This window comes from Mycobacterium cajalii, from assembly GCF_045809005.2.
GTDB lineage: Bacteria > Actinomycetota > Actinomycetes > Mycobacteriales > Mycobacteriaceae > Mycobacterium.
This window is the reverse complement of record NZ_CM141436.1, coordinates 3,254,472-3,275,704: the sequence shown is the minus strand read 5'-3', so window position 1 is coordinate 3,275,704 and position 21,233 is coordinate 3,254,472. Positions and strand designations below refer to the sequence as shown.

General features: G+C 68.5%; 14 protein-coding genes and 1 pseudogene. 7 read left to right on the top strand and 8 right to left on the bottom strand.

Annotated elements, in window-relative coordinates:
• Positions 1–42 precede the first annotated feature (42 nt).
• The 4 genes from ACJ512_RS15570 to ACJ512_RS15555 all read left to right on the top strand — a co-directional run bounded on the left by ACJ512_RS15570 (position 43) and on the right by ACJ512_RS15555 (position 4,550).
• Positions 43–651, top strand: coding sequence for a hypothetical protein (locus tag ACJ512_RS15570; RefSeq protein ID WP_407687033.1), 609 nt, complete (start codon positions 43–45; stop codon positions 649–651).
• Between the two features lie 507 nt (positions 652–1,158).
• On the top strand, positions 1,159–2,076 hold the full coding sequence (locus ACJ512_RS15565; protein ID WP_407687035.1) for a hypothetical protein: 918 nt from the start codon (positions 1,159–1,161) through the stop codon (positions 2,074–2,076).
• A gap of 156 nt (positions 2,077–2,232) precedes the next feature.
• Positions 2,233–2,874, top strand: coding sequence for a hypothetical protein (locus ACJ512_RS15560; protein WP_407687036.1), 642 nt, complete (start codon positions 2,233–2,235; stop codon positions 2,872–2,874).
• A gap of 122 nt (positions 2,875–2,996) precedes the next feature.
• Positions 2,997–4,550 carry a serine/threonine-protein kinase gene (locus ACJ512_RS15555; protein WP_407687037.1) on the top strand — a complete coding sequence of 518 codons (1,554 nt, stop codon included), beginning with the start codon at positions 2,997–2,999 and terminating at the stop codon, positions 4,548–4,550.
• Between the two features lie 9 nt (positions 4,551–4,559).
• Here the strand turns inward: ACJ512_RS15555 and glgB are convergent, their stop codons facing one another.
• From glgB to ACJ512_RS15540, 3 genes are all read right to left on the bottom strand, one after another.
• Positions 4,560–6,794 carry a 1,4-alpha-glucan branching protein GlgB gene (glgB, locus tag ACJ512_RS15550; protein WP_407687038.1) on the bottom strand — a complete coding sequence of 745 codons (2,235 nt, stop codon included), beginning with the start codon at positions 6,792–6,794 and terminating at the stop codon, positions 4,560–4,562.
• Between the two features lie 187 nt (positions 6,795–6,981).
• Positions 6,982–9,438: a plasma-membrane proton-efflux P-type ATPase gene (locus ACJ512_RS15545; RefSeq protein ID WP_407687039.1), complete on the bottom strand. Its 2,457-nt coding sequence runs from the start codon at positions 9,436–9,438 to the stop codon at positions 6,982–6,984.
• Positions 9,439–9,664: 226 nt separating this feature from the next.
• Positions 9,665–11,581 (bottom strand): SpoIIE family protein phosphatase, encoded by a 1,917-nt coding sequence (locus tag ACJ512_RS15540; RefSeq protein ID WP_461479753.1) that lies wholly within the window; start codon positions 11,579–11,581, stop codon positions 9,665–9,667.
• Between the two features lie 1,242 nt (positions 11,582–12,823).
• Between ACJ512_RS15540 and ACJ512_RS15535 the strand changes: the two genes are divergently transcribed.
• Complete coding sequence (locus tag ACJ512_RS15535; RefSeq protein ID WP_407687041.1) at positions 12,824–13,645, top strand: glycoside hydrolase family 16 protein; 822 nt, start codon at positions 12,824–12,826, stop codon at positions 13,643–13,645.
• A 1-nt stretch (position 13,646) separates the two neighbouring features.
• Here the strand turns inward: ACJ512_RS15535 and ACJ512_RS15530 are convergent, their stop codons facing one another.
• From ACJ512_RS15530 to ACJ512_RS15515, 4 genes are read right to left on the bottom strand one after another with little or no spacing between them, the layout of a single operon-like run.
• Positions 13,647–14,492: a class I SAM-dependent methyltransferase gene (locus ACJ512_RS15530; RefSeq protein ID WP_407687042.1), complete on the bottom strand. Its 846-nt coding sequence runs from the start codon at positions 14,490–14,492 to the stop codon at positions 13,647–13,649.
• A gap of 13 nt (positions 14,493–14,505) precedes the next feature.
• Entirely contained in the window at positions 14,506–14,730 is a 225-nt protein-coding gene (locus tag ACJ512_RS15525) for a DUF2905 domain-containing protein (RefSeq protein WP_407687043.1), read from the bottom strand.
• A complete protein-coding gene (locus ACJ512_RS15520; protein ID WP_407687044.1) occupies positions 14,730–15,356 on the bottom strand; it encodes an SOUL family heme-binding protein in 627 nt (208 codons plus the stop codon). Before ACJ512_RS15520 ends, ACJ512_RS15525 begins: the two co-directional genes overlap by 1 nt.
• 15 nt (positions 15,357–15,371) lie before the next feature.
• Complete coding sequence (locus ACJ512_RS15515) at positions 15,372–15,854, bottom strand: TspO/MBR family protein (RefSeq protein WP_407687045.1); 483 nt, start codon at positions 15,852–15,854, stop codon at positions 15,372–15,374.
• A 1,071-nt stretch (positions 15,855–16,925) separates the two neighbouring features.
• Between ACJ512_RS15515 and ACJ512_RS15510 the strand changes: the two genes are divergently transcribed.
• A complete protein-coding gene (locus ACJ512_RS15510) occupies positions 16,926–19,763 on the top strand; it encodes a cellulose binding domain-containing protein (RefSeq protein WP_461479752.1) in 2,838 nt (945 codons plus the stop codon).
• A 257-nt stretch (positions 19,764–20,020) separates the two neighbouring features.
• On the opposite strand, the pseudogene ACJ512_RS15505 reads toward ACJ512_RS15510, so the two are convergent.
• Positions 20,021–20,248: pseudogene (locus ACJ512_RS15505) on the bottom strand (class I SAM-dependent methyltransferase); the annotation flags it as partial.
• Between the two features lie 356 nt (positions 20,249–20,604).
• Here ACJ512_RS15505 and ACJ512_RS15500 point away from each other — a divergent pair.
• On the top strand, positions 20,605–21,186 hold the full coding sequence (locus ACJ512_RS15500) for a helix-turn-helix domain-containing protein (RefSeq protein WP_407689831.1): 582 nt from the start codon (positions 20,605–20,607) through the stop codon (positions 21,184–21,186).
• Positions 21,187–21,233 lie beyond the last annotated feature (47 nt).

Sequence of the window (21,233 nt, the reverse complement as noted above, 5' to 3'; positions counted from 1 at the left end):
CGCCCGCACGTCCCGATCACCACAACTGAAAGAGGAACCACCATGTCATCAACGTCACCGCACCGCCTGCGCCCCGTTGTCATCGCGGCGAACGTCCTCGTGGCCGCCGTGACCGGCGCGGCCGTCCTCACCGCCGCGGTCGACCCGGGACAGCCGTCGCCGACGCCCGGTCGCGGCGCGGCGATCGCCCTCACATCGGCCGACCCCATCGGCATCGACCAAGGCGTCTCCATCACCCCCGCACCCGGCTGGGAACTCGTGGATCGGGGCCCGAACTGGGTCACGCTGGCCGACACCGACGCCGGCGCGAAGATGCGGGTCACGGTCAAACCCGCCGCCGCCGGCGACGTCGCCGCCGCGCTGCAGGCCGACGTCGACAAGGAGATGGCCAACACCAGCTTGATCAATCTGGCGCCGTCGAGCGGGATCAACACCAAAACCGTGCAGGGCAGCCACTTCCAGCAGGCGGCCCGGTTGGACTACACCGCGGATGAGCGGGCGGGCATCGACACCACCCACCTCCTCGGTGTGTTCATGGAGCTGCTGAACCCCTCGAGCCGACTGTCCGCGTTCATCGACTACCGGGAATCGGACGAATCACCCAGCCAGATCGGCGGGATCGCCCAGACCATGATCAATTCCATGCTGTGACGGCGCGCGGTCCGTCTAGCAGTTGACGCCGGGGATACAACCCGTGTCACCCGGTGCATCGTTGTCCGGGGACGGTGCCGACGGCGCGCTGGAGGAAGGGGTCGTCGTCGGTGTAGCGGTCGCCAAGTAGCCGGGGTCTCCGCTAAATCCGAATCCGGAGACGGCCAGCGCCCCGGCGACCACGGCGCCGCCGGCGAAGAGCCCGACCGCCTGCCATGCCCGTGAATTCATGCCCATCTCGATTTCCTTCCGTTCGTCAATTCGCACCCGTGAAGCATCTCGTGCGGCCGATTCCCCGGTGAACTGCAACCAAACGCTTCATCGCCCCGCGGTGGTGAAGGTAGGGCCATTGGTCCCGGCAGCAGAGGACTTACGGATTTGGCGCCGCTGAGCCGATCGACTGTACGGTCGGCTCAGCGGCTTTGGCGCGCGCGGTCGGCCATCGTCGTGCCTCGTGGGAAAGCTTGGTGCGCCAACGCATTCAGAGGGTGAGCACCGGAGGGTATAATGGAGTGTCCCAGCTGCGCGACCTCCCACCCTGATGCGGCCCGCTTCTGCGGCCGGTGCGGCACGCCATTGCATCCGGCGATCGACCGGTCCGGGCACTATGCCGCCCATCCCGAGGGGCCGGTTCGGGCGCTGGCGGTGATGAGCACGCTCATGCCGCACCTCGCCGGTGGCCGCCACCACATCTACCGCACCGCGATCGCGGTGACGTTGCTGGCGGCGCTGGTCGCCGCGGCGTTCGGGGTGCTGTCGGTGGCGCTGGTGTTGGCGGCGATTGCACTGCCCGCGGTGGTGCTGACCTACGTGCACGACCACGACGTCTGGCGTCGGGAGCCCCTCACCGTCATCGGTGTGGCGGTTGTGCTGTCGGTGTTCCTCGGCGCGGGGGTGGGCCTCCTCGAGGGCTACTTCACCAAGCCGGTGTTGCTGGCCGCACCGGAGCACCGGTTGCCCTCACTCACCCAGATCCTCGAACTGGGCGTGCTGGTCCCGGTGGTGGCTTTTGCTGCGGCGCTGATCGCGCCGATGTCGATCACCGCTCGCCCCGCCTTCCGGCACCCCGTCGATGCCGTGGTCGTCTGCTCGCTCAGTGGCGCCGCATTGTCACTGGGACTGAGCCTGGTCGTGCAGCGCGGGGCATTCAGCCACGTCGAGGCGACTGCCGGGGATCCGGCGCACGTGGCGTTCATCGCGCTGACACTCGGCTTCCTCCAGCCGGTCGTGTTCGCCACGGCGGCCGCCCTGACCGGAGACGCCACGCTGAAAAGCGCCCCCGCCACCGATCAGATCTGCGCGCCCTGCGGTGCAGCACTCGCTGCCGGTGCCGCGTTCTGCCAGGTGTGCGGAACCGCCACGGCGGCACTGGCGCGCCATTCGGCCCCGGCGCCCGGCCCCGCGGGTCCCGCACCGACGGCCTGACCACGACAGCGCGAAACGGAAGCCACGATGTCATCAACACCACCGAACACCCCTCCGCCGGTGCGGTACCCGGGCAGCAGCGCGCACGTCGGGCACCGACTGCGGCCGGTCGCCGTCGCCGCCACCATCATCGGGATCATCTTCGTCGCGGCCGCAGTGACCGCGGCGATCGTGCTGAGCGGCGTCACCAACCCGCCCGAACCGTCCCGGCCGGCACTGGACGGACACGCGCCCGCCGCAGCTCCTGCTGCCGCGCGCGGCGGGCCAGAACCCGTTGCCCCCGAACGATTTTCACATCCGAGTGCCGGGAAATGGGGTGTGGCCATCGCGCTCACGTCGGCCGGGGCGATCAACATCGCCAACGGCATCTCGCTCACCCCGGCACCGGGCTGGACCCTCACAAACCGCGGCCCGAACTGGATCACGCTCTACAACGCCGACTCCACCGCGCGTATCCAAGTGGAGGTCAAAATGGCCGGCGGGCCGGATATCCTCGCCGAGCTGCAGGCCGACATCAACAGGTTGACCAGCACGCCGACCACCGGATTGACCAACGTGACGAACCTCAGCGGCCCCACCACGAAAGCGCTGCACAGCGCAAACTTCCAGCAGCAGGCCTCCATCGACTACACCGCCGACATATCCACACAGCAGGGCACCATTCCCGTCCTCGGTGTCTTCGACGAGTTGTTGAACACCTCGAACCTGCTCTCGGCCTTCATCGACTACCGGCAGGACGGTAACGCCTCCACCCATTCCGCGGGCTCCGGCGGAATGATGATCAAATCGATGCTCTGACGGCGATCCGGCCTGCCTGGGATCGCATGGCGCGCAAGATGTCCTACCCCCTATCGGCGAACGCGGTGATGTGCTGAAATCGGATGGTGGGCGTTGCAGGACCGCCTATCGAGGAGAAGACCATGAGCACGCCGCTCCTGCGCACCGCGCAGGTGTTCGCCGGATACACGATCGTCCGGTTACTGGGATCCGGCGGTATGGGCGAGGTCTACCTCGCCCAGCACCCGCGGCTGCCGCGCCGCGAAGCGCTCAAGATCCTGGGCGGTGACGTCTCGGCCGACCACGAGTACCGCCGGCGCTTCATCAGGGAGGCGGACCTGGCTGCCGCGCTGTGGCATCCGAACATCGTGCGCGTCAACGATCGGGGCGAGTGCGACGGGCGGCTGTGGATCGCGATGGATTTCGTCGACGGCACCGACGCCGCCAGCCTCCTGCGCGACCGCTACCCGGTCGGCATGCCGGCAGACCAGGTCGCCACGATCATCGCGGCGATCGCCGGCGCGCTCGACTACGCCCACGAGCACCACGACCTCCTGCACCGCGACGTGAACCCGGCGAACATCCTGCTCGCCAAACCCGGTGACGGTGAACAGAGAATCCTGCTGGGCGACTTCGGCATAGCCCGCCACATCGCCGACTCCAGTGGCTTGACCGCCACCAACATGACCATCGGCACGTTTCCCTATGCCGCACCCGAACAACTGACGGGCGAACCGACCGACGGACGCGCCGACCAGTATGCGCTGGCGGCCACCGCCTATCACCTGTTGACCGGAACCACGCTGTTCCCCCACACGAATCCGGTGGCGGTGATCAGCCACCACCTCACCGCGCCGCCGCCGGCGCTGGCGAAGACCCGCGCCAAACTCGCGGCCTTCGACCCGGTGCTCGCCGTGGCCCTCGCGAAGGACCCCGCCGACCGATTCCCCCGATGCACCGATTTCGCCCGCGCGTTCGCCGAGGCGGCGCTCTGGCGGACGCCGACGGACACGGCCTCGACCATGCAGATTCCGCTGGCGGTCCGGCCGCCCGAGAGCGTGGTCCTGCCCCCCATCGACGTCGGCAAGCAGCAACGACGCAGGCGGCGACGAATTTTCGCGGCCGCGGCGGCCATGCTCGCATTCGACCTCGTCGGCGCCACCGGCTACGCCGTGGAAAGCGCCAACGGCGCACCACGCCACGACCGGACCGCCGCGTCCCCGGCCCCGGCGCGGTCCCGGCAGTCGGTGAACCACGCGCCACCGTCGGCGCCGGCTCCGCAGCGACGGGCATCTGCGGGGGCTCCGCCACCGCCATCCCCCCTACCGACGCCCGCCCGGTCCGTCCAGGTCGCGCCGGCGCCGGCGCCCAGACGCGCTCCGGCGCCACCTGCGGCACTCCCGGCCCATGCGCCCGTCGCGGCCGCGCCGACGCACGCGCCGCCGGTCCCGAGGCGACAGGCGTCGGGTCCCGACCAGGTGTATCTCAACCTGGCCTCACAGATTCCCGGGGTCACCGTCAGCGACCCCAAGGAGGCAACCGCCACCGCCCGAGGGGTGTGCGCCGGGCTGCAAGAAGGGGGCAGCCCCGCCGATGCGGCCGCCGCAACCCAGCACAAGAGCGGATTGACGCCCGCGCAGGCGGCGGCCGGCGTCAACGCGGCGATCACCGCCTACTGCCCGCAATACCGGCGATAGGGAGAGACGTCACCGGCGGTTTCGATCGTCGTCGGGTGTCAGCCAGACGACGCTCAACGGCGGAAGCGTCAGGGCGGCTGAGTACGGCAGGTCGTGCCACCCGATCGGCTCCGCGGTGAGGTCGCCGACGCGCACGCCGCTGCCGCCGAATTCGGTCGCGTCGGTATTGAGGACCTCGATCCACCGGCCCGCCGCGGGAAGCCCGATCCGGTGCCCGTGCCGGACCACCGGGGTGAGGTTGGCGACGCAGGCCACCACCGGCTGGTCGCTCTTCGGGAACCGCAGGAACGACAGCACGCTGTTGTCGGCGTCGTTCGGCTCTATCCAGCGAAATCCCGGCCAGTCGAAATCTTGCTCCCACAGGGCGGGTTCGGCGCGGTAGACCGCGTTGAGCCGGGAGACCAGGCGCTGGATCCCAGCGTGCTCGGGGTAGTCCAGCAGGTGCCAGTCCACGCTGGCGTCGTATCGCCACTCGTCGTTCTGGGCGATCTCGCCGCCCATGAACAGCAACTGCCGACCGGGGTGAGCCCACATCCAGGCCAGCAGCGACCGCAGGTTGGCGAACTGCTGCCAGCGGTCTCCGGGCATTCTGGCCAGCAGCGAACCCTTGCCGTGGACGACCTCGTCGTGGCTGAGCGGCAGAATGAAGTTCTCGTGGAACGCGTAGAGCAAGGAGAACGTGAGCTCGTGGTGGTGGAACCGGCGATGGACCGGGTCCTTGCCGAAGTACACGAGCGTGTCGTTCATCCAGCCCATGTTCCACTTGAACCCGAAGCCGAGGCCACCGAGGAACGTGGGACGGGACACGCCCGGCCACGACGTCGATTCCTCGGCCACCATCATCGCCCACGGGTGATGGCGGTAGACCACCTCGTTGACTTCCCTGAGGAAGCCGATGGCGTCGAGGTTCTCCCGGCCGCCGAACGGGTTGGGCACCCATTCGCCGTCGCTGCGGGAGTAGTCCAGATACAGCATCGAGGCGACGGCGTCCACCCGCAGGCCGTCGATGTGGAACTCCTCGATCCAGTACAAGGCGTTGGCCAGCAGGAAGTTGCGGACTTCGGCGCGGGCGTAGTTGAACACCAGCGTGCCCCAGTCTGGGTGCTCGCCCTGTCGTGGGTCGGCGTGCTCGTAGAGCGCCGTGCCGTCGAAGCGGGCCAGGGCCCAGTCGTCCTTCGGGAAGTGGGCCGCCACCCAGTCGACGAGCACCCCGATCCCCGCCTGGTGCAACCGGTCCACCAGGTAGCGGAAATCGTCGGGGCTGCCGAACTGCGCCGCCGGCGCGTAGTAGCCGGTCACCTGGTAGCCCCAGGAGCCCGAGAACGGATACTGCGCCAGCGGAAGGAATTCCACATGGGTGAACCCCAGGTCGGCCACGTACTGCGGCAGCACCTCGGCGGTCTCGCGGTAGGTCAGCGGGCGCCACGTGCCGTCGGCGTCCAAGGTTCGCCGCCACGATCCGAGATGACACTCGTAGATCGAGACCGGGGCGCTCATGAGGTTCACGGTGGCCCGCTCGGCGACCCACTGCGCGTCCTGCCAGTCGTGCGTGCCGCACGTGACGATGCTGGCGGTGGCGGGCGGCACTTCCGCGGCGAACGCGAAGGGGTCGGCGCGCAGGCTGTGGTGCCCGTCCTGGCTGACGATCTCGTACTTGTAGCGTGCCCCGGGGCCGACGCCCGGCAGGAAGATCTCCCAGACTCCCGAGCCGCCCAGCACCCGCATCGGGTGCACCCGTCCGTCCCAGCCGTTGAAGTCCCCGACCACCCGTACGCTTTTGGCGTTGGGAGCCCATACGCCGAACGATGTGCCGGAACGGCCTTCGTGGACGCGCACATTGGCGCCCAGGCGCAACCACAGCCGCTCGTGCCGGCCCTCGCCGAACAGGTGCAGGTCCATCTCCCCCATCGTCGGCGAGTAGCGGTAGGGGTCGTCGAAGTAGGTCGTTCGGCCGTCGCGGTCGGTCGACTCCAGGCGGTAGCCGGGCACGGCATCGGTATTCAGTGCGGCGGCGAAGACACCGGCGGGGTGGATGCGGCGCATCGGCAGCCGCTCCCCGTGGGTCAGCACCGCCATGTCCTGCGCATCCGGTCGCCAGGCGCGGATCTCCACCGCGCCGCCCGAGTCGCCGTCGTGCCGGAAGCGCGCGCCCAGGATCTGGTGCGGGTCGTGATGGTCGCCGGCGACGAGCCGGTCGAGATCGTCCTGCCGCACCGAACCTTGCAGGTGGAGCGGGACACTCACGACCGTTCCTCCTCGACCGGCGCCCACGGTGGCCTGACCCGTAGCGCCAAACGTTCCATTCCGTCTCGCCTTGCATCCTGGCGGCCGACGCGGCCCGAAAACAGGGACCAAAGTCCCGCAATGCCCCGCGGTCTGGACGTGTGCCCAACGGCAGGGTCCGTGCCCATCCGTGGCCGTCCGTCGGGTCTCAGGCCGATTGATGCCGAGATATGTTGGCGCGCTGATTTTGTGGCTGCTCCCGGCGCGGGTGGTGGTCGAGCCACCAGTAGGCGGCCAGCTTGACCCGGTCGTTGAACAGGAACCACACCACCGCGTAGGCCCACATCAGCCCGGCCCAGCGCCACCCGAGCGGCGTCATCGCCACCCCGTAGACCGCGATCAGCGTCGCGATGGTCTGCGCGGTGAGGACGGCGCCCAGCAGCAACCGTGCGGGTGCGGGTCCGGACCAGAAGGGGCCGCGGGTGCGGGTGAGGAAGATGGTCAGCTGGCCGGCGACCGACAACTTCAGGTAGATCATCGTGCGGATGAAGTCACGGTCGAGGTGAAAGACCTTGTCGGCGAGGAAGAAAAGCGTGAACGTCGCGACGACGCCGATCACGCCCAGCACGGTGGCGATTGTCAACACGGCGCGCATGTCCCACTTGACGGGTTTGGCTGAGCCACGCACGTGGTCGTAGGCGATGGACAGGATGGCGCCGTCGTTGAGCAACGCCAGGAACACGATCATCGCGGCGGTGACCGGGAAGAAGTTCATGAACACCACGGCCAGGGTGATCAGCAACAGCACCCGGATGGTCTCGGCGATGCGATAGGTGGCATAGCTGGTGAGGCGGGCGAAGATCTCCCGGGCCAGCCCGATCGCCTGCACGATGACGGACAACCCGGGCGCCAGCAGGACCACGTCGGCGGCCGCGCGCGCGGCGTCGGTGGCGCCGGACACCGCGATGCCGGCGTCGGCCTGCTTGAGTGCGGGGGCGTCGTTGACGCCGTCTCCGGTCATCCCGACGATGTGCCCGCGGGCCTGCAACAGCTTGACGATGTGGTACTTGTGCTCGGGAAACACCTGCGCGAACCCGTCGGTCGTTTCCACCCGCGCGCCCAGGTCGTCGTCGTCGGCGCTGTCCAGGACGGCGGCGTCCAGAATGTTCTGGCCCAGGCCGACCTGGCGGGCGATCTCGCGGCCGATGGCGACCTGGTCGCCGGTGACCATCTTGACGTCGATGCCGAGCTCCTCGGCGGCGCTGATGGTCGCCGCGGAGTCGTCGCGGGGCGGGTCGGCCAGCGCCAGCACACCCATCAGCCGCCAGGAGCCCTCGCCGTCGGTCCGGGCCACCCCGAGGGACCGGTACCCGTGCGCGGCGAAGCGTTCGACCACGCCGTCGACCTCGGTGACCGCGCCGTCGCCGTCGCACAACGCGGCGATGACCTGCGGTGCGCCCTTGCTGACCCGAAAGGCACGGCCGTCGGGGTCGTGCACCGTGGCTTCGGTGCGTTTGCTGACCGGGTCGAACGGAACGAACTTCTCGACCCGCCCCGGCGGCGGTGAGCCCGCGGCGGCCATCACCGCCAGGTCGATGAGGTCGTTGTCCTCCACGCGTGAGGCCAGCGCCGCCGCCGTGAGCAGTTCGTCGTCGCTGACGGCCGTGGCGGTCCAGCGGGCGGCGAGCGCGAGGCGGTTCTGGGTCAGGGTGCCGGTCTTGTCCGAGCACAACAGGTCGATGCCGCCGAGCTCCTCGACCGCGGGCAGGTGACTGACCACGGCCTCGTGGCGCGCCAGCTGCCGGGCGCCGATGGCCATCGTCACCGACAGCACCGCCGGCAGTGCCACCGGGATCGAGGCGATCGTGACCACCAGCGCGAACTCGAGCGTCTGCAGCACGGGATTGTGCCGGATCAGCGACACCACGACAGTCAGGGTGACCAGGACGAGCGCGATCACGATCAGATAGTTGGCGATGCGCAGCACCGCGCGCTGGAAGTGACTGACCGTGCCCGCGCTCTCGACCAGCGCGGTGGTCTTGCCCATGTAGGACGCGACCCCGGTGGCGCACACCAGCGCGTCGGCCTCGCCGCGCACCACCACCGACCCGGAGAACAGGGCGTCGCCCTGCCCGCGGGTCACGGCGAGCGATTCGCCGGTCAGTGCCGACTGGTCCACCTCGAGGGCGACGTCGTCGAGGATCCGCAGGTCGGCGAGCACCACATCACCCAGGCGCACCCGCACGACGTCGCCCGGCACCAACTCGCGCACGGCCACCGTCACCCACGTGCCGTCGCGCAACACCCGGGCCGAGGACGTCAGACGCTGTTTGAGCGCGGCGATCGCGTTGGCCGCCTGGTGTTCCTCGAAGTAGGCCACCAGCCCGTTCATCGCCAGCAGCACGCCGATGATCGCCGCGTCGATCCAGTGCTGCGCGGCCACCGACAACGCCAGCGCGACCTCGATCATCCAGGGGATCGGCGCCCAAAAATAGCTGAGAAACTCCAGCACCGGATTGCGGTGCCGTTCTGCGATCTCGTTGGGCCCGTAGCGTTCCAGCCTTTGCTGTGCCTGGGCTGTCGTCAAACCCGCTGCGGAGCTGTCCAATTCGGTCAGCAGCTGCGGCAACGGCAACTCGGTCAGCTTTTCGGTGGTCTCGGTCAAACCCGTCTCCCCTCGGGGCTCCTACATGTCGAGTTCACCGTCGCATCCCCGCCGTGAACCGGGTAGGGCCGAACGCCCCCTATCGGGTGGACCTTGTTCGGGGGCGTGCCATTCGCGGCGAGGCATCCTGTGTGAACTGAAGGATTTTGGGCGTGTCGCCCAGGCTTCACACCGAAGCGGGGGTCAGGGGTTGCCGTTCGCCGGATGTTTGCAAACGCGGCTTAAATTAGGTGGCGCCGGCGGACCGCTCGACCGCAATCGGCAGACCGACGAGCGACAGCACGTGATACGCCGTTCCCCCCGGCGGCGCCACCAGCCTGCAGGCAGTGTCTTGACGGGCGGCGCGATCGCACGCCTCCGCGAGCACACCGACCGCGGTCGAACTCAGGTGAGTGACCGCGCTCAGGTCGATGGAGAGTGCTCTGGCGCCGGCGCGGCTGTGCCGGAAGAGAAACCCCGCCAGGCTGGGCGCGGCGAGACCGTCCACGTCGCCGGCCACCACCACATAGCCGTCATCGCTGACGCCGATGTCGAACGTCTCCGGCGAGCAGGTGTCCGCAGCGGAGAGGTCGACGGGTGGGTCGGTTACGACGTGAGCCGCCCGGGTCAGCCGATGGGTCAATCCGGCCGTGGTCCCGTGGCCGCTACGGCTGACCACGGTGTCGCCGACCAGCAGGTGGGCGATCGACAGCCCGCGTCCCCGATGCGGGCTGTGTGTCGCGTCGTGCTTCCACGTCCCGCGGTCGGCGACGCTGGCGCGCACTTTGCCGTCGTCGCCGAGCGCCGCCTCGAGCACCACGTCGCCGGGAGCGGTGGCCGCATAGGCGTGTTCGACGGCATTGGCGACGAACTCGCTGACCGCATGCTCGACGAGGTGGCCGCTGGCGGGATCGGCGCCCAGCGTTGCGAGCCAGTCGCGCAGTCGTGCCCGCATCCGGCGCTCGGCGCCGGCGTCCGCGCGCGTGACGACGCGCAGCGGACGTGGCGGGGTGCGTCGCTGCGCGGCCAGCAGTGTGATGTCGCCGCTGTAGCCGGACCTGCCCACCAGCGCCTGGATCGCCTGCGAGCAGAGCCTCTCGACCGGGGGCTGTGCCGACTCGGCAGGGAAGCCCTGTCCGGCGAGGATCCGCGCCGTCACGTCGGCGACCTCGACGCTGGCGGCGCTGGGCGAGCGTGCCGGTCGCTGGAGGATCCCGTCGCTGTAGAGCAGCACCACGTCGTCGACCGCCAGGTGTGCGGTCCTGGTCGCGAAGCCGCGGCCGCTGCCGAGTGGACCGGCGCCGGTCGGTTCCAGATAGAGGGATGTCGCATCGCTGTGGATCACCAGCGGCGGCGGGTGGCCGGCCGTGCAGTATTCGAACTCCCCGGTTGAGGTGGCCAGGTTCGCGATGCACAGCGTGGCCAGCTTGGCGCCGGCGACCTCGGCGGCGAAAAGGTCGACCGTCCGCAGGGTTTCGCCGATGCCGGCGCCGACGGTCAGCTGCATGCGGGTTGCCGTGCGCAGTTGCGCCATCACGGCGGTCGCGTGCGGCCCGTGACCGGCGACGTCGCCGACGACGAGCGCGACCCGGCCGGCGGGCCCGGGAATGGCGTCGAACCAGTCCCCGCCGGCGACGGAGTCCTCGGCGGCCACCAGGTAGGCGGCGGCGATGTCGGCGCCGGGCAGTACCGGTACCACCGGCGGGAGCAGTGCCTGCTGCATCGCGGTGACCGCATCCTGCAGCGACCGGAAACTTCCGACCATCTGTTCGGCCCGCCGTTCGGCGGCCATCCGGGCTTGCGCCTGCTCGGTGATGTCCGTGACGGCGATCAGCAGGCCGACGATCTCGTCGTTGCGTCCCCGCTGTGGAACGACGGTCAGGTCCGCGAAACGTTCTCGCGGACTGCCGAATTCGGGGAGGCGCAGGTCGGTGACTCGCAGCGGGTCACCGGTTCGGTAGACGCGGTCGCAGGCGTCGCGCAGCCCCTGACGGCCGAGCTCGGACGCGAGTTCGGCAGCGGGCGCGCCGATTTCGGCGCCCGGAAAACGGGCGCGGTAGGCGGCATTGCACGCGGTGAGCCGATGCCCCGGCCAGTCGAGCGTGCACAGGATCACCGGGGTGTCGTTGTAGGCGCCGCGAATCAATTCCGTGTCGCCGAGCAACGGGCTCCAATCCTCGTCGCGTGTGAAACGAAAGCTGTCGGGCATGGCGAACGTCAGGTCCGCGGCCGGGGGGAGTCGACGGGCGGCGCCGCGACAGCGTTGGGCGCCGTCGGACGTGCGAGCCGGGTGCCGACAGATTGCGTCGTTGCCGCTTCCGCGGCGCCGGTACCCACAACCATGGCGTCCGCTCCCTTCCGGCCCGCACGGGCGTACGTGGACAACGGAGTGGCGGACCTGCTGTTTGATCGGCCAAGGGCTCGTTCGTTCTCCATGGTAACGGCCGCGAAGGTGACCCGGTGCGATTCGCCGTCGCCGCGCCCACGCCTCGTCGCTGCCGTGATTTCGGTGCCCACCCGGGCTTGTAACGCTCGGTGTGGCGCCCCAATTCGCGCAGAACCGCACCGTGCGGCCAGTCTGGATTGGCGAGTTCTCCCCGTCTGGCGCGTATGTGGCACATGCCGAATTATGCCCGTCAGTGCGTCCCAGGGCCGAGTGCGCGCTGCGTTACGGTGCAAGGCTTTTCGTTTTCGGGCCAAGTCGTGGCGCCGAGGGCGGGCGCAGCGTGGGGGCCGTGCCCCCCCTCGGGCGGTTCCGCTGACGGGCGATCCGTTCCCGCCCGTCGGTCACTGGAAATAGCGCTAAACACCGCGCCGGTCGGTTAGCGGGCGCGCTTTACGGCGACCGGACGCCATGTATGTGCCTTTGATCAACCGTGTTCGGGCAGGGCGATTGCGGACGAAGTTCAGGCCGGTGTATCGGAGCTGGAATAACCCCCGAAAGCGCGCAGGCCGGCCGCGCCGCCGACGGACGGGCCGCGTCGTCGTCCGGCCTGGGCGGAGGGATGGCGCAGCATGGCCTCGCCGCGCTCCCGCGCACGTCGTTGAGCCGCGAGCCACACCGGGTGGGAGTCAAGAAGAATAACCGTCGCCTCTGAAGTGTTTGCCACGATTGTCAACTCCTTCCGAAGCATTGCGACCCGGCCGCGCCGTGAGACAGGTGTGGTTGTTGGTTCGTGATTTCAGGATGCCCGACCAATCCTGAGACCAAACCATCCCGAGAGATGAGAATTTGCCATGAAAATGCCGCAATGCTCAGCCGCTCCCTGTCGCCGCCGGTTCTCGGGCCGGCCACCAAACAGGATGGTAGTGGCGAGCACCGACAAGATTCGCGGGCCGGGCGGGCCGATTGCTACCGGCTTCGGCCGGGCCCCGGCTCGTATCGGGCTGCTATCGTCCCTTGCTTATGCCGGAGATGGATCGCCGCCGCATGATGTTGACCACCGGGATCGGCGTGCTGGCAGCCGTCTTGCCCGGTCCCGAGGCCCGCGCGCAGCGCACCCCGCTGCCCGTCGCCCCCAGCGGCCAGTCCGGGAGCTACGTTTTCCACGACGAGTTCGACGGGCCGGCGGGCTCGGCGCCCGACCCGTCGAAGTGGACGGTGGCGCAGGCCCGCGAAACCATCAAGGACCCGACGTACTGGGAGCGCCCCGAGAACATCGGCCAGTACCGCGACAACCGGCGGAACGTCTACGTCGACGGCAAGTCCAACCTCGTGCTGCGCGCCGCCAAAGACGGCCCGACGTACTACAGCGGGAAGGTGCAGAGCCTGTGGCGGGGCGGCGTCGGGCACACCTGGGAGGCCCGGATCAAGCTGAACTGCCTGACGCCGGGCGCCTGGCCCGCCTACTGGCTGGGCAACCAGGACCAAGGCGAGATCGACATCATGGAGTGGTACGGCAACGGCAACTGGCCGTCGGCCACCACCGTGCACGCGAAGGCCAACGGCGGGGAGTGGAAGACCCACAACATCGCGGTGGACAGCGCCTGGCACACGTGGAGAACCCAGTGGGACGAGGCCGGGATCCGGTTCTGGAAGGACTACACCGACGGCGCGCAGCCCTACTTCGACGTGCCGGCGAGTTCCCTGCCGGACTGGCCGTTCAACGCGCCCGGCTACACGGTGTTCACCGTGTTCAACCTTGCGGTCGCCGGTTCCGGCGGCGGCGATCCGGGACCGGGCACCTACCCCGCTGACATGCTCGTCGACTGGATACGTGTCTGGTGAGTCAGCCGAACTCGAGCAACGTGTAGGCGCCGCGGAACGACCGCAGCGGCGCGCACTGCCAGAACGCGGGAAACAGCGTCCCGAAGAACAAGCCCCGCCCCCGCGGCATCGGCAGGTCATGCACCGCCCGGATCCCGGGCGTGGTGCCGGCCAGATCCGCGAGTTGACGCGCCGAAAGGCTGAACGGCATCGGCGGCACCCGGTAGCGCTTGGAGGACCGCATCCCGCGCGGCGCTAGCTTTCTGACCAGGGTCGGCGGCAGGTCGAAGAACATCTGCCCACCGAGAAACCGCTTGGCGCACTCGGCGATCAGGCCCAGCGCCTCGTGCGGTTGGAGGTACATCAGCAAACCCTCGGCGGTGATGAAAACGCCGTCGGCGTCGTCGATCTCGGCCATCCAGCTGTAGTCGAGCGCGGACTGCGCCAGGTACGTGATCCGCTCCGAATGCGGCAGCAGGCGCCGCCGCAGCTCGATGACCGGCGGCAAGTCCACCGACACCCAACGAAACGGTGCGTCGGGCAGTGCCCTGCTGAGGCGCCAGAAACTGGTCTGGAAGCCCTCCGCGAGTGCGACGACGGTCGCGCGGGGCCGCCCCGTGAGATATTCGGTCGCGCACCGGTCCACCGCCAGCGACCGCAGCGCCATCTCCTGGCCCCGGCGGCCGAATTTCGCGAAATCGAAGTCGATGGACTCGATGAGTTCGATCGCCATCGGGTCGTCGAGGATCGCGTCGGGTCGCCCGGCCTGGTAGGCCCTGCCGTACAAGGTCAGCAGCGCAGTTTCCGAGACGCCGGTCAACTGGCGGGCGTCCACTTTGGCGTCTCTGTCGTCTTGGTGACGACTCATCAGACCTCCCGGCTCAACGGCGGAACAGGTGCCGCACGACCGAGAGCAACAACGTCGCCACGACCGAGACCAGCAGCATCGACACCAACGGAACGTAGACGCGCACGTTACCGCGCTCGATCCGGACATCGCCGGGAAGGCGGCCGAACCACGAGAAGCCGCCCACCCAGATCAGGACACCGATGGCGACGACCAGAATCCCGACCACCACCACGACGGGGCCGACGTTGCGTCCCATCACGGCTCGACGGGGATCGCCACCTCGTTGCGGCGCCGGCACGGCAACGTCCACGGCGGATCGTAGAACCACGCATCGGCCCCGCCGATCGGGGTGATGTCGTTGTCGCGCAGGATGTTCCTGAGCTCGGCGGTGCGGGCGGCAACGGCCGCCGGGCTCCGGTCGCCGCTGAATTTCAGCACCGCCACCGTCTGCGGCGGCACGGTCACCAGGCGGACCTGGTCGTCATCAGGGGTGGGCAGGGTCTCCATGGTCCACTTCGACGGCATGAAGAAGCGGATCACCCAGCCGCGCTCGGCGTCGGCCGCCTGCACGACGGGCGCGGTCATCGCGATCTGTTGGCCCGCGCTCGCATGCTGGCCCACCGGCGCCGTCATCGCAATCGCCTGGCCGCCGCGATTGCCGCCGAAGATGTAGCCCGCGAGCCGGCGGAAGCCGACGTTGCGGGCGCGCTCCTGGTCTCCCGGCACCGTGGTCTCGGCGGCGATGCGCGGGCCGTAGCTCCGGATTTCGACGGTGTCGGTGAGCTCCCGGCGCGTGTAGCCGGGCTCCTCGGTCCCCACGCGGATTCCGACGACCGCGACCAGCGATTCGGCAACCTGTTCGGCGAGCTTGGTCAGTTTCATCACGATCTCATTCCCTCAGCGTCGATTGAGAAACCACACGTGCCCGGTCAGCGCCGTCGCGAACGCGCACCACAGCGGGTACAAGAGCAGCGGAGCGGCGCGCCCGCCCTGCGCGTCCATCGCCCGGCGCGCCAGGTCGGCGCTGCTGACAGTGAGCACCCCGGCGGCGAGCGCGGAGACGCCCAGCCGGCGACGCTGGAAGAACAGCCACGACCAGCCGGCATTCAACGCCAGGTTGACCGCCAATGCCATGACGTACTGCCGACGCTCCGGCTTTCTCCCGCGACGCTCCAGCTCGTCGAGTGTGTTGGACGAGACCACCGCGATGTCCGCGTAGAGCACCGGCCACACGATCGGAAACGCTTGCGGTGGGGGCTGATACGGCGGCTTGCGCAGCGATCGATACCACGGCGATGCGGCCGGACGGCTCGCCAACCCACCGATGACGGCGGCCGAGGCTACGGCCGTGGCCGCGGGGACCAGAGTTCGCGCCTGCATGTCATACTCCCGGTTAAAGCATTCGGTAGCTGATTCACCCATTTTCGCCGGCCATTCTGCAAGGGAAATCGTCCTCCGAACGCGATGGCGCCCGGCTCTTGTCCCGGGCATCCGAGGCGTGTAATCGCAATATCACTCGTTCGATTGGTCGACCGGGGATCAACGGAGCGCCGGGTAGCGCGCGGCTGACTGCACGGTGGGCGGCTGGCCCGTCCAAGTTGAGGCTTCTCATTGCCCTTCCCGACACGCGATCAACCGGCGTCTCACAGAACCTCCAGGATGCATGAAACCCGGGTTGGTCGCATGGGCCGGTGGAAAGCGCCGTCGGCGAAACGCGTTTTTGCACGGTTGCCTGAATTCTTTCGTTAATTTCCGCCTCGAATTTCCGGCGTTATCAGGTTTGCGGGTTGGTTTACGCACAAAAGAGCGCACTGGCCGTAGTCGGCCGCGCTCTGCCGCGACGGTCGCGGCGCGCCGTCGCAGGCCCGCCCCCGGCGCCAACCGGTGAAAAAGGATCTTCACCGCACTCGATGCGCTGAATCAGCCTCCGCTGCGGCCGGCGCCGTCGGTTGCGGGATGAGAGACGGCGTGTTGGTTCCGGGCCACGAGCCATCGCGCCGGACGACGCGAAAGTTCCGGCCGAATGCACAGGAGCCACCGGCGCAGCAACCGCGGCAGCCCGGGGATCTGAGCTCGATGCCCGCGACGCGATGTGGACGCGGCCAGCCACGTCAGACCCGAAGCGCCAGTTCATTGCACCGTGCGCATGTCTGCCGCCGTCCTTCCCCACACCTCTTTCGTGGTTTCGGACAGAGCCGCCGCGCCGCCCCACACGACGCGACGCCGCTGTTCCCCGACCGCTCCGCCCCGCAACGTTCGTGTACCCGAGCCACCTTTGTTTTTGGCCTGGGTAGCGAATGGCTGCCGGCACCCATTCGGGGCGTGCGATTGAAAGACTTCGCACAAATTTGTCGAAACGCCATGTGCATCACATCGCAGTGTTTTACTGGTCGTGATCAGGCCGTGATAGGAACGTGATAACTGCGTGATACGTCAGCCAGGGGATTGCACATGCCATATATGATTTCCACGCCGGACGCACTAGCGGCGACGGCGGCAAACATCGCCGAGATCGGCTCGAGACTCAGCGCGGCCAGCGCCGCGGCAACAGTCTCGACAACGCGGGTAACACCGGCGGCCGCCGACGAGGTATCTGCGGCCATCGCGACACTATTCGGCTCGTACGGTCACGAATATAGAGCGCTGATCGCCCAAGCGGCGGCATTTCACGCTCAATTCGAGCGGGCGATGACTGCCGGCGCGGCGCTGTATGCGAACGCGGAGGCGGCCAACGCGTCGCGCCTGCAGAGCGTGGCGCAGGAGGCGCGCAGTATGGTGACCGCACTGACCGGCGCCAACGGTGTTCAATCGGTGGCCAAAGGCGGCGCCGGCGGGCACAACGGATCCGCAGCGACGAGCATCAACGGGACGGGTGCCCGAGCGGCCGGGGCCAACGGGAAGATCAGCCTCTCGGCAGATGGTGGAACCGGCGGGCAGGTTCGCGCCAGCGCCGCGGCCTTGAAGGCGAGCGGCAACACGACGAGTACCGCGACTGATTACGCGTCCGCATCCACTGCGAACTCGGCTGGTGGGGCAACGTCGTCGGCCGGTACCGGGGGGACCGGTTTAGGGGCGACGTACACGGTGTCGTCGCAGTGGGCCAACGGTTTTACCGCTGACTACACGATCACCAACACCGGCTCGACCCCGCTGACCAACTGGCAGGCCCAATTCAACCTGCCCTCAAACGAATCCATCACCAATGCCTGGAACGCGCAGATCGCTCACTCGGGCACGCAATACACCCTGACCGCCGAAAGCTACAACAACACGATCGCGCCGGGTCATTCAGTGACGGTCGGCTTCCAGGCCAGCCAGACCGGCTCCTACTCCCCGCCCACCCATCTGCTGGTCGACGGACACTCGATCCCCACCGGAACCGGCGCGGGCACCGGAACCGGCGCGGGCACCGGAACCGGCGCGGGCACCGGAACGGGCACGGGCACCGGAACTGGCACTGGCACTGGCACTGGCACGGGTACGGGTACGGGTACGGGTACGGGGACGGGGACTGGTGGCACGGGAACCGGCACCGGTATGGGCACCGGCACAGGCAGCGGAGCGGGCAGCACCGGCGGGACCGGTTTAGGGGCGACGTACACGGTGTCGTCGCAGTGGGCCAACGGTTTTACCGCTGACTACACGATCACCAACACCGGCTCGACCCCGCTGACCAACTGGCAGGCCCAATTCAACCTGCCCTCAAACGAATCCATCACCAATGCCTGGAACGCGCAGGTCCTCCACTCGGGCACGCAATACACCCTGACCGCCGAAAGCTACAACAACACGATCGCGCCGGGTCATTCGGTCACGGTCGGCTTCCAAGCCAGCCAAACCGGCTCCTACTCCCCACCCACCCATCTGCTGGTCGACGGACACTCGATCCCCACCGGAACCGGCGCGGGCACCGGAACGGGCACGGGTACCGGAACGGGCACGGGTACCGGAACGGGCACGGGCACGGGGACTGGAACGGGTTCGGGGACTGGAACGGGCACGGGGACTGGAACGGGTTCGGGTGCCGAGACAGGTTCGGGTTCGGGTAGCGGGACTGGTTCGGGTTCGGGTGCCGGGACGGGCACAGGTACGGGCACCGGAACCGGAACGGGCGCAGGCGGAACCGGGACAGGAAGCACGGGAACCGGCGCCGGCGGGACCGGTTTAGGGGCGACGTACACGGTGTCGTCGCAGTGGGCCAACGGTTTTACCGCTGACTACACGATCACCAACACCGGCTCGACCCCGCTGACCAACTGGCAGGCCCAATTCAACCTGCCCTCAAACGAATCCATCACCAATGCCTGGAACGCGCAGGTCGTCCACTCGGGCACGCAATACACCCTGACCGCCGAAAGCTACAACAACACGATCGCGCCGGGTCATTCAGTGACGGTCGGCTTCCAAGCCAGCCAAACCGGCTCCTACTCCCCGCCCACACATCTGCTGGTCGACGGACACTCGATCCCCACCGGAACCGGGACGGGCACGGGAACCGGAACCGGCACGGGTACTGGCACGGGCACCGGCAGCACCGGCACAGGGAGCACGGGAACGGGAACTGGAACTGGAACGGGAACGGACAGCACGGGCAGCGGACCCGGAACGGGCGACACTGTGATCACCACCCAGTACGGAAAAACGACGATCGAAAATTCCTACCTGGTCCAGAACAACGCCTACAACAACCCCAACGGGCAGACCATCGACGTCACCTCCACCGGGTTCACCATCACCGGGGAAAACGGGTCCGCACCCACCAACGGGGCCCCGCTGGGATACCCGTCGGTCTATCTGGGCACGGCCTATGGCGCCAGTTCGCCGGGGACTCCCCTGCCCGAGCAATTGAGCCAGATCCAAACCGCCACCAGCAGCATCAGTTACACCTATCCCAGCCACGGAATCTACGACGCGTCCTACGACATCTGGCTGAATCCGACGCCGATAACGAACGGCGTCAACCACCAGGAGATCATGATCTGGTTCAACCACCAGGGGCCGATCCAGCCGGTCGGCTCGGTGGTGGGCAACAGCACGATCGACGGGCGCAGCTTCGTGGTCTGGGAGGGCAGCAACGGTCAGAACAACGTGGTGTCCTACGTCGCCAGCACGCCGATGAACTCCTGGAACAACTTCAATGTGTTGGGCTTTGTCGACAATACGGAAACCATTGAGCCGGTGACCAACTCGTGGTACCTCACCAGCATCCAGGCCGGCTTCGAGCCGTGGAGCGGCAGCGTCGGCGCGTCGGTCAACTCATTTTCGGCGAGCGTCAACGGCGTCAGCTAGTACGTGATCCATCCGCCGACCGTGTGATCTCCTCGAGTTCGGGAGAAGCGAAGCGCATGTCGAACTCGAGCGAGATTCGCCTGCGGCGATCGTGACGTCGCTCGGGCACCCCGGCGTTCACGACGCGGGGCCGGCCGAATCATGCGGGGCTAAAAGGGCCACCGCGCTCCATGCCCTGCTGCCCGGGTGACGCGGATCGGGCTGGGGCAGCCGGGCTACGAGGCGCATCAACGGCGGCAGGCGACGGAACCGGCGCGCGGCCGCGAGCAGCGCTTCGGCGTGCACGGTGCGCCAGCCAAGCCGTCGGCGATCGCTTGGGCGATGGCGTCGTCGATGATCTTGGTGCGCGCGACGAGCCACCAGCCGTTGCGGGTCGACCGCGGCACCGCGGCGACGATCGCGCGGCCGTGCTCGCCGGCGAGACGCTCGGCCAGCGGATCGCGGAACAGCGCGTCCGGACGGGCCGACTCGGTGGCCCGGTGCAACGCCGTCCACCGCGCCGCTGTAAACCCGAAGCACACCACACCAGAGGTCGGCCACCAGCGCACAAGTCTGAGTGTTGACGGACATTCAGGGTGACCACCTGGGGGTGGGGTTCCGGCGTTGAGGGTGAGGATGCTTCGGCGGGATCTGAGCGGCGGCATGGTGACGACGCCCCCTGTTCCCGGGGTTACGGTGGCCTGGGTTCGTTTCGGCGATCATCGTGGCGCCGGATGTTCGTGGCCGGGGGATCGACTGGCGCAGTGACGGTTCCAGCCCGGGGCGGCCAACACGAGATGACCCCTTCCCGACTGGCATCGTGGTAGACCATCTTGGTGCTTCATGTCCTCCCGAGCACCCGATGATCGTCGTCCGCACCGTCGAGTGGGCCGAGCAGGCCCTGGGCGCCGGCGAGCTCGGCTGTCCGCACCCCGGGTGCGGCGGCGCCCTCACACGGTGGGGATACGGCCGCCGCCGGCGCGTCCGTAGCCTCGGCGCGCGGACCCTCGACGTGCGCCCCAGGCGGGCACGATGCACCCGCTGCGCCAGCACCCAGATTCTGCTGCCGGCCACCCTGCAGCCACGTCTGGCCGACACCACCGAAGTGATTGGCGCCGCCCTGGCCGGCAAGGCCGGCGGCCACGGACATCGCCGTATTGCCACCGCGCTTGACCGCTCGCCGTCGACCGTGCGCCGCTGGATACGCCGCGCCACGCGCAGCGTTCATCTGCAATGGCTATGGCAGCGCGGCAGCCAGGCCCTCATCCGGCTCGACCCCGACGCGTTCAACCAGCTGCCTCGCGCCAGCAACCCGCTGCACAACGCGCTTATCGTCCTGGCCGCCGCCGCCTGCGCGGCCCGCCAGCGGCTGGGCTTGACCGAACCCCTATGGACGCTGATCGGCGTGCACACCCAAGGCCGGCTTCTGGCCGCACCGACCTGAACCGCCCACATCGCCCGGACCAATCCGGCCGGGCCGGCGATCCCGCT